Genomic DNA, 9,494 nt, shown 5'->3' with positions numbered 1-9,494 from the left:
GCGCCCTGCGGCGGCGGAGGCCGTCATCAGCGTCGCTCGCGCTTCCGACGCGCCCGCGGAGCCGGCCTCGGTCGATCCAGTAACCCTCGTCCTTCGCGGCAGCCGCGGGCGGGTTGTTCGCTTCCGGCGCGCCGCGCGATTATGGCGACGTGCCCCGGCTGGGACCGCCTCTGCCCGGCGATCTCGGGAGGCCGATCCTCGAGCGTCGGCGCGCGATGGCGGCGGAGACCCCTTCGCCGGGCCAGGTCCGATCCGGGCCGACGGACGCCGCCGCGCAGGCGGCGGAAGCCGAGCGGCAGCGGCGGCTCGCCGAAGCGCGCCAGGCGCGCGAGGCTCCGGTGATGATGCAGCTCGCGCGCACTGGCGCGGCCGACGCCGGCGGCGCGCCCCAGCCCGTGATCGCCGGCCCCGCGGTCGCGGCACCCGGCGGGACGGACAGCGCATCGGGCGCGCCGGGACAGGCGCAGAACCTCGCCTTTTCGCGTGGCCGCGGCGCGGACGAGAGCGTCAATCCGGGCCGGCTGCAGCCGCCGGCCTCGCGCTGGCAATTGTCCGCGGGCAGCACGATCTCGGCGAGCCTGCTGACCGGATTGAACTCGGACCTGCCCGGCATGGTCGTCGCCCAGGTGACGGAGCCGAATTATGACAGCGCAACGGGCCGGACCCTGCTGATCCCGCAGGGCGCCCGCCTGATCGGCCGCTACAACAGCGTGGTGGCGTTCGGCCAGAGCCGCGCGCTCCTGGTCTGGGAACGGCTGGTGCTGCCGGACGGGACCTCGATCGCCCTCGACAATGCGCCGGCAACCGACGCCCGAGGCTATGCGGGGCTCGAGGACCGGGTCGATTTCCACACCTGGCGGCTGCTGCGCGGGATCGGCCTGTCGACCCTGCTCGGCGTCGGCACGCAACTGACTTTCGGGAACAGCGAGGCCGACCTGGTCCGCGCGCTGCGGGAGTCCGCCCAGGGCAATGCCGACCGGGCGGGGCAGCGGATCGTCGAGCGCAACCTCGACATCCAGCCGACGATCAGGATCCGGCCCGGTTTTCCGGTGCGCGTGCTGGTGCACAAGGATCTGGTTCTGAGACCCTGGAGAGGATGACCGGCCATGCTGAAACTCGCCCGAATTCCGGACCGGACCCCGGTCAAGCTGACCGTTCTCGTCCCGCCCGAGCTCCACGAGGCGCTGACGGCTTACGCCGCGGCCTATCAGGAGGCTTATGGAGAAAGCGCGCCGGTGACGGAGCTGGTCCCCGCCATGCTCGCCGCATTCCTCGACAGCGATCGCGAATTCCTCCGCTCGCGCCAATCGCAGCGCAAGGCGAAGGGCCGATGAGGGCGCGGCGCGGCCAGCCTGCGCTGCCTCCGGTCGCGGTCCGCATTCCCGAGGCGGCGGCCATGCTCGGCATCGGCCGCTCCACGCTCTATTTGTGCATCGCCGCCGGCGAGATCGAGACGATAAAGGTCGGCCGGTCGACGCTCGTCCCGGTCGCGAGCCTGAATGCGTTCGTCGCATCGAAGCGCGCCCGTGCGGCGGCGCCGGACCGATCGTAACCTTGCCGCCGCTCGCTTCGGCGGCTCTTTTTCCCGCCCGCTTGACGGCGAGCCAAGCGTGGCGGGCTCGCGCCGGCCGAGGACCGGCTCGCCGGAGAAACGCGGCGGCGCACGACGAAGCGTGCCTGGCCGTTCGATCCCGTCTTCGCGAACTCAACCGGCGGTGCCGCCGGCCCGGGCGTCCCCGGACATCCCGGTTTCGTCCTCGCGGCATGTCTTGTCGTTCATCATCCGCCTGCCTTGAACGGTTCGAGTCGCGCGCAGCATGCACGTTCCAGCGACTGGAAGGTCAAGCGCGGATTCCGTTCGCGGCGATTCAAAGCACGAAGCGGTCCCAGCCGGCATAATGCTCGTTGCTGCGCGCCCCGCGCGGCAGGTTGAGCAGGACGAGGGCGATCCCGAGGACGGCGCTGAGGCCGCTCGCCAGGCCGCTCGCGCCCTCCAGCAGGAAGGGCGCCGCGATCAGCCAGAGCCCGAACGCCGCGTTGACGAAGCGAAGCAGGCGCGCGACCTCGGCGGTCGCGATGACCGCCACGGTGATGATGAGCGCCCCGATCAGATGGTCGCTGTTCGCCATTGCCCCGCTCGTGCCCAGGATGATCCGGGTCAGCATGAGGAACAGGCCGATCGCGATGCTCGCCGCGAGGGTGCGCGGCAGCGTTACCCCGCGCTTCGCCTCGGCCCAGGCCGGGCGCCACGAGGCCATCGCGTCGCCCGCATCTTCCTCGCCCCCTGCGACCGCGCCGCCCTTGAAGAATATGCGCGCGACCGGTTCGCCCCGGCAGCGCGACCAGTAGAGGAACTGGCCCATCGCGATCAGCTCGTCGAGCGCGAACGGGATCATGATCAGCATCGCCAGCGCCGCGATCAAAGCCGGCGTGCTCCAGGTGCCGAGCAGGATCGGCTGGATGATGATGAAGTAGATGCTGACGACGCCGAGCGGCACGACCAATATTCCGAAGAAGGTCACCATCCACGGCATCGTCCGCCAGCGCGTCCGCGTGCCCATCACCGCCATCAATATCTCGATCAGATAGCTGACCGCGCCGAGGCCGGCATCGGGAATCGGCCACGCTTTGGAGACGTAGGAGGTGACGATCTCCTCGGTGCCGTTCCTGGGGTCGGCGGCGGCGCCGGCGAAGAAGGGATCCCACGCCGTGTCGATATGGCCGAGCTGGTAGGCGGTGAGATGCCGGGAGATCAGCAGGCCGACCACGCCCATGGCGACGATGGGAAAGCGCTGCGCCGCGGTCGAGGGCGAGTAGGTCCATCCGGGCGGGACCGAGGTGGGGTCCATCATCCCCTTCATGCTCATGCCCGGCATCATCGGCACCAGCACCGAAAAGGCGATGACCAGCGCTCCGACCAGCATCTCGTTGGAATAGACCGCCGGGCTCGGCGCCCAGAAGAGCAGCGGGACGAACAGCAGCCACAGGCCGGCGAAGCAATTGCCCCACTGGCCGAACCAGGCCGTTCTGCGCGATAGCGACAACGCGCCGAGTGCCGCGATAAGCAGCCCGATCGCGACGTCGTTCCAGGCGAGGGCCGCGCTTCGCCACTCGATCGACGGCAGCCCGCGCTCGGCGGTGACGGCTCGCACCGCCTCGGGAACCGACGCGGAATCGGCGATGCCGAAGATGAAGGGGCTGGAGGCGAGCCACAGACCAAGGCCGATATTGGCGAAATGGGCCCAGCGCGTCCTGCGCTCGTCCTCCGCCATCATCGCCATATGGTCGTCACGGCCCATGTCGAGATCGTGGTGCTCGCCGGCCTGCGCGCCCGTCCCGTCGGCCGCCCCGGCATCGCCTTCCCGGCCTTCCTGTCGCCCGGGGTCCTGGCCGTACCAGGCGACCAGCGCCGGATTGAGCTTGTTCTCCTTGTACCAGCCGATGGGATCGCTCTTCAGGGCCTCGACCATCCTGGGGAGCGTCCGTCCGAGCGAATGCCTCGGCTCCCAGTCGAGCAGGGACCGGGCGCGTCCGATGTCCAGGATGTAATGGTCGTTGCTGGCCTCGACCATCCACGGCTTGATGAAGCTGTCCTCGCCGAGGACTTCCTCCTGGAGCAAGACGCCGGCCTTGGCGAGCGACTGCGGAATGCGGATCGTCGTCCATTGCTCGCCGTGGAGCGCGCAGCCGATGATGTTCTGCACCTCTTCATAGCCGAGCGCGTCCGGCTCGCCGACCAGCAGCGGCAGCTCTGCCGGCAGATCGGCGCGCCGCCCGATCAGCCTGGCGACCGCTTCGGTGAGATCGTCGAGATGGACGAACGATTGGTTCGCGCAAAGCATCCCGGGATAGAGATGGGCCGTCAGGCGGTGCTCGTAGATGCGGGAGATCTGCTGGGCGACGAAGGGCGAATGGCCGAGATCGTCATAGACTCCGGCGATCCGGAGCAGGACCACCGGAATCTCGCCATGTGACTCGCGGAGCAGCTGTTCGGCTTTGACCTTGGACTCGGGATAGGCCCATTGCGGATCGAGCGGCCAGTCCTCGTCGATGGTCTCGTCCGGCATGTCCGTCGGCCGGTGCACGAGCATGGTGCTGGCGAGGATGAACTGCTCGACCTCGAACGCCTGCAGGGCGTCGATCAGCCGGCGCGTGCCCTGGACGGTGATCTTGTCGTAGAGCGGGTTCGGATCGCCCGAGACGTCGTAATAGGCCGCGAGATGGACCACCGAGGCGATGCGGCCGCCAAATTGGTCGCGGACGTTCCCGAGCGCCACGCGCACCGATTTCTCGCTCGCGAGATCGACATCGATCTGGTGGGCCGGGGAGGGCGGCGCGGCGCCCCCCGGACGATCGAGGCCGACGAGCCTGTACTCGTCGGCAAGCCTGCGGATGATCGCGCCGCCAAGATAGCCGCTGCCGCCGGTGACCAGAACGAGATCTTTTTCGGCCATGGCCTGAGGCTCCCTTCTGTCTCAGTTTCCGCCGCGCCTCGCCCGGCGCCTTATATCGCGGGCCGGATCGCAGATATTTGATCAGCGCCGCGATCGAGAGCAGCAGGGCGGCGAGGATCAGGAGCCAGACCAGGCCCGTTGCGATCATCATCACTCCGCCGCCGCCCATTATCATCGGACAGTTCATCGCATGTCTCCTCTAGGTTCCGGCCCCGGCTCCAGCAGCAGGAAGCGCCTCCGCGTTGCGATCCTCGCGGACGAGCCGTCCGGGGCCGAGCAGCTTGTAGATTGCCGGCAGCACGAACAACGACAGCAAGGGCGCCGTGATCATGCCACCGACCATCGGCGCGGCGAGACGCTGCATGACCTCGGAGCCGGCGCCGGTGCCCACGAGCAGCGGGAACAGGCCCGCCAGGATGACGGCCACGGTCATCGCTTTTGGCCGCACTCTCAGGGCCGCTCCATCGATCAATGCTTCGTCCAGATCTTCTACGCGTGAGAAGCGGCCCGCCCTCGCTCGTTCCTCGATCGCGCGGTCGAGATAGACCAGCATGACCACGCCGAACTCGGCGGCAAGGCCGGCGAGCGCGATGAAGCCGACGGCGGTGGCGACCGAGACGTCGTGACCGAGCAGCCAGACCAGCCAGACGCCGCCGACGAGAGCGAAAGGAACGGTCAACAGGATGATGACGGGCTGCCGGACGCGCCGGAATGCGAGGAACAGCAGCAGGAAGATGATCGCGACCGTGGCCGGAACGACCCAGGCCAGACGCTCGCCGGCGCGCTGCGCATATTCGAACTGCCCCGACCAGCTGATTGAATAGCCGGGCGGAAGGTCGACGCGCGCTTCGACGGCGCGCCGCGCCTCGTTCACATAGCCGACCACGTCCCGGCCGCGCACGTCGACATAGACCCAGACCGAGGGCTGGGCGTTCTCGCTGCGGATCATCGCCGGTCCCGGGGCGACCTCGATCGTCGCGACGGCGGAGAGCGGCACGACCGCGCCGTTCGCCGTGATGATCGGCAGCCGGCCGAGCGCGGCGACGCTGTCGCGCGTCTCGCGGGGGAACCGGACGTTGATCGGGAAACGGGCAAGCCCGTCCACCCTTTCGCCGATGCGCACGCCCCCGACCGCCATCGCGGCGGTGCGCTGCACATCCTCGATCGAAAGGCCGTAGCGCGCCGCGGCGAGCCGGTTGACCTCGACATTGATGTAGCGCCCGCCGCCGATCCGGTCCGACACCGCGGAGGTCGTGCCGTCGATCGGCCGCACCGCCTCCTCGACCTCGCGGCCGAGGCGTTCGAGCGTCGCGAGGTCCGGACCCGATATCTTCACGCCGACGGGGCTCTTGATGCCCGTCGCCAGCATGTCGATCCGATTGCGGATCGGCGGCACGAAGACATTGGCCAGACCGGGGATTCGCAAGCGCGAATCGAGCTCCTCGATGATCCCGTCCATGGTCATTCCGGGCCGCCATTCGCTTCGCGGCCGCAGCCGGATCGTCGTCTCGAACATTTCCAGCGGCGCCGGATCGGTCGCTGTGTCCGCGCGCCCGGCCTTGCCGAACGCGCTCAGCACCTCGGGAACCGTCATGATGATCCGGTCGGTGACCTGGAGCAGCTCGGAGGCGCGGGCCGCCGAAAGCCCAGGCAAAGCGGTCGGCATGTAAAGGATGTCGCCCTCGTCCATCGGCGGCATGAACTCGCTGCCCAGCCGGCTCGCCGGGACGATCGAGATGGCGAGCGCGACGAGGGCGATGAGAAGCGTCGCCTTCGGCCATCTCAAGACCCACTGGAGCGCGGGCCGATAGGCCGCGATCATCCCGCGGTTCAGCGGGTTGGCGGCCTCGGGGCGGATGCGGCCCTTGATGAACATGATCATCAGGACCGGGACGAGCGTGATCGACAGCCCCGCGGCGGCGGCCATCGCATAGGTCTTGGTAAGCGCGAGCGGCCGGAACAGCCGGCCCTCCTGCGCCTCCAGCGTGAAGATCGGCAGGAAGGAGAGGGTGATGACGAGCAGCGAGAAGAAGAGCGCCGGGCCGACCTCGATCGCGGCCTCGGTCAGGATCCGGCGCCGCCGCGGCTCGTCGATCTCGCCGTCGCGCTCGCGGGCATGTTCGAGCTTCTTGTGGGCATTCTCGATCATGACGATGGCGGCATCGACCATCGCGCCGATCGCGATCGCGATCCCGCCGAGCGACATGATGTTGGCGTTGATCCCCTGCAAATACAAGACCAGGAACGCGGCCAGCACGCCGATCGGCAGGGTGATGATCGCGACCAGCGACGAGCGGAAGTGGAGGAGGAACAGGACGGTGACCAGCGCGACGACGAGGAACTCCTCGGCAAGCTTTTCCCACAGATTGTCGACCGCGCGCTCGATCAGGGCGGAGCGGTCGTAGACCGTCACCACCTCGACGCCGGGCGGGAGGCTCGCCCGCAGCTCGCGCAGCCGGTCCTTGACCGCCTCGATCACCGCCATCGTGTCGGCCCCCTGGCGCACCACGACGACTCCGCCGACGACCTCGCCTTCGCCGTTGAGCTCGGCGATGCCGCGCCGGAAATCGGGGGCGATCTGCACGCGCGCGACGTCGCCGACCGTCACCGGCGTCCCGCCGGCGGTCGCGCTCAGCGGGATGCTGCGGAAGCTTTCGAGCGTCGAGAGATAGCCGCCGACCCGCACCATGAACTCGGCGCCGGCGCGCTCGATCACCGAGCCCCCGGCTTCCTGATTGGCGCGGCGCACCGCATCCATCACCTCGCCCGCGGAGACGCGGTAGATCTGGAGCCGGTCCGGATCGATCTGGACCTGGTAGGACTGGACCATGCCGCCAAGGCTGGCCACCTCGGCGACGCCCTCGATCTCACGCAGCCGAAAGCTCAGGAACCAGTCCTGCAGCGCGCGCAGCTGGCCGAGGTCGTGCCGCCCGGTCCGGTCGACCAGCGCATATTGGAACGCCCAGCCGACGCCGGTCGCGTCCGGCCCGAGCGTCGGGCTGACCCCTTCCGGAAGCCGCCCCGACGCCTGGCTCAGATATTCGAGGGTTCGCGAGCGGGCCCAGTAGAGATCGGTCCCGTCCTCGAACAAGACGGTCACATAGCTGTCGCCGAAGAAGGAAAAGCCGCGCACCGCCCTGACCTGCGGCGCTGACAGCATCGTCGTGGCGAGCGGGTAGGTGACCTGCGATTCGACGATGTCGGGCGCCTGGCCGGGATAAGACGTTCGGATGATCACCTGCACGTCCGAGAGGTCGGGGATCGCGTCGAGCGGGGTTCGCATCGCCGCATAGGTGCCGGCAATGGCGACGAACGCGACGCCAAGCAGCACGAGCAGGCGGTTGGCCACCGACCAGCGGATGACGGCTTCGATCATCGTGCCGGCGCCCTGGCGATGCGCTCGACCACATAGGTCCCGCCCTGCGGCTGCGGTCGAAGCGCGAACTCGACGCGCTGCCCGCGCGCGAGCCCGCGCAGCATCGCCGGATCGCGGACGGCGAATGTCATCGTCATCGGCGGCCAGTTCAGCATCGGGATCGGTCCGTGCTCGATCGTGACCGTCCGTGCTTGGCCGCCGATCGAGCGGAGGGTCCCGCTGCCGACCGCCAGCTCGGGGCCTTCGCCGCGCGGCGCGGCGGAGGCGTTGAGCCGTTCCATGACCCCGGTCAGCGACGCTTCGGAATCGATCAGGAACTGGCCCGACACAACCACCTCGGCGCCGGGCTCGATGCCGTCGAGAATCTCGGTCTGTTCACCGGCCTCACGGCCGGTGCGGACCTCGACAGGGCGGAAGGCGCCGTCGCGCCGGACGACCACCACCTTGCGCCGTCCAGTGTCGATCACCGCCTCGCTCGGCACGATCAGCGCCATGCCTCCGGTGCCCATCACGGTCACATTGGCGAGCATGCCCTCGATGAGCCGGCCATCGGCATTGGCCAGCGTGACCCGCGCCCGCGCCGTTCGCGCCTGTGGATCGAGGGTCGGGTAGATATAGTCGATCGCGCCGGAGCGACGCACCTCCGGATAAGCGGGGAACCTGATCTCGACCGGCAGGCCGCGGCGGACGTCGCCCAGCGCGACCTCGGGGATTTCGGCGATGACCCAGACGCGCGACCGGCCGGCAAGCGTGACGATCGACTGGCCGGGCGAAACCTGCGCGCCGGGGCGCGCGCCGATCTGGGTGATGACGCCGGCCGCGGGGGCGAGCACGGGATAGGTGCGTTGCGCCGCGCCGCCTTGCTCCAGCCGGCGGATCATCGCCCCCGGCAGGCCGAGCAAGGCGAGCCGCTGGCGCGCGGCCCGGCGCAGCTCGGGGCTGGCGACCGCGTCCGGCATGGCGAGCAGCGCCCGATATTCGTTCTGCGCGGTGAGGAGTTCCGGCGAATAGACGCTTGCGACCCTCTGGCCGCGCCGGACGCTTTCGCCGACGGCGCGCACGGCGAGCTGCTCGACGAAGCCGGGTGTCAGCGTCTGGACCTCGGTGATCAATCGCTCGTCGAAGGCGACGCGCCCGACCGCCTGGATGCGCGGCGCGAAATCAACCATCCGGGCGCGGGTCGTTCGCACGCCGAGATTCTGGACCATCGCCGGCGACACGCGGACCCCGCCTGCCTCGCCGCCGCCCGGGCATCTGGGGATGAGCTCCATGTTCATCGAGGATTTGCCCGGGCCGGGATGGCGCTCCTGCGGGATCATGGGGTCGTACCAGTAGAGGGGCTCGCCGGTCGGACAGGCGGCCTGGGCGGAATCGCCGCCGCCGCGGTCGAGGAGAAGGAAGAGGGCGAGGGCGAGGAGGGCGAGGCCCGCGATCCCGGCCGCCGCGGTCCGCCTCGAAAGGCCGCGGATGCGCCCGAGCCCCAAGCGTATCGGCGAGGAACGGTCGTCGCTCATTCGGCGCACTCCCCCTGCAGGTAGAGCAGGTCGGCGGTGGCCCTGGCCCACGCGGCCCGCTGCTCGACGAGGTGGAGCGTCGCGCGGGTAGTGGGTTCGCTGGCGACCTGGATGGCCAGCAGGTTGGCGGTGGCGCCCGCCAGCCCCGCC

At 69.5% G+C, this 9,494-nt stretch carries 6 protein-coding genes; 3 read left to right on the top strand and 3 right to left on the bottom strand.

The window, feature by feature from the left end:
- The first annotated feature begins 113 nt into the window (after positions 1-113).
- Genes ACT4N8_RS08275 through ACT4N8_RS08265 form a run of 3 tightly spaced genes read left to right on the top strand, consistent with a single transcriptional unit; the run spans position 114 to position 1,552 of the window.
- Complete coding sequence (locus tag ACT4N8_RS08275; RefSeq protein ID WP_444857660.1) at positions 114-1,100, top strand: TrbI/VirB10 family protein; 987 nt, start codon at positions 114-116, stop codon at positions 1,098-1,100.
- Positions 1,101-1,106: 6 nt separating this feature from the next.
- Positions 1,107-1,334: a DUF2274 domain-containing protein gene (locus ACT4N8_RS08270; RefSeq protein WP_444857659.1), complete on the top strand. Its 228-nt coding sequence runs from the start codon at positions 1,107-1,109 to the stop codon at positions 1,332-1,334.
- Positions 1,331-1,552 carry a helix-turn-helix domain-containing protein gene (locus tag ACT4N8_RS08265; RefSeq protein ID WP_444857658.1) on the top strand — a complete coding sequence of 74 codons (222 nt, stop codon included), beginning with the start codon at positions 1,331-1,333 and terminating at the stop codon, positions 1,550-1,552. The genes ACT4N8_RS08270 and ACT4N8_RS08265 overlap by 4 nt, the downstream gene beginning before the upstream one ends.
- A gap of 316 nt (positions 1,553-1,868) precedes the next feature.
- On the opposite strand, the gene ACT4N8_RS08260 is transcribed toward ACT4N8_RS08265, so the two are convergent.
- The 3 genes from ACT4N8_RS08260 to ACT4N8_RS08250 form a co-directional block, all read right to left on the bottom strand.
- On the bottom strand, positions 1,869-4,454 hold the full coding sequence (locus ACT4N8_RS08260) for an SPW repeat domain-containing protein (protein ID WP_444857657.1): 2,586 nt from the start codon (positions 4,452-4,454) through the stop codon (positions 1,869-1,871).
- A gap of 199 nt (positions 4,455-4,653) precedes the next feature.
- Positions 4,654-7,830, bottom strand: coding sequence for an efflux RND transporter permease subunit (locus ACT4N8_RS08255; RefSeq protein ID WP_444857656.1), 3,177 nt, complete (start codon positions 7,828-7,830; stop codon positions 4,654-4,656).
- Complete coding sequence (locus ACT4N8_RS08250; protein ID WP_444857655.1) at positions 7,827-9,344, bottom strand: efflux RND transporter periplasmic adaptor subunit; 1,518 nt, start codon at positions 9,342-9,344, stop codon at positions 7,827-7,829. Before ACT4N8_RS08250 ends, ACT4N8_RS08255 begins: the two co-directional genes overlap by 4 nt.
- Positions 9,345-9,494: the final 150 nt, after the last annotated feature.

Origin of the sequence: Sphingosinicella sp. (genome assembly GCF_052387495.1) — a bacterium.
Lineage (GTDB): Bacteria > Pseudomonadota > Alphaproteobacteria > Sphingomonadales > Sphingomonadaceae > Allosphingosinicella.
This window is presented reverse-complemented; position numbering and strand designations above follow the sequence as displayed.

Coding starts and splice junctions, on each gene's coding strand:
- ACT4N8_RS08270 (WP_444857659.1), top strand. CDS start 1,107: ATGCTGAAACTCGCCCGAATTCCGGACCGGACCCCGGTCAAGCTGACC.
- ACT4N8_RS08260 (WP_444857657.1), bottom strand. CDS start 4,454: ATGGCCGAAAAAGATCTCGTTCTGGTCACCGGCGGCAGCGGCTATCTT.
- ACT4N8_RS08265 (WP_444857658.1), top strand. CDS start 1,331: ATGAGGGCGCGGCGCGGCCAGCCTGCGCTGCCTCCGGTCGCGGTCCGC.
- ACT4N8_RS08250 (WP_444857655.1), bottom strand. CDS start 9,344: ATGAGCGACGACCGTTCCTCGCCGATACGCTTGGGGCTCGGGCGCATC.
- ACT4N8_RS08255 (WP_444857656.1), bottom strand. CDS start 7,830: ATGATCGAAGCCGTCATCCGCTGGTCGGTGGCCAACCGCCTGCTCGTG.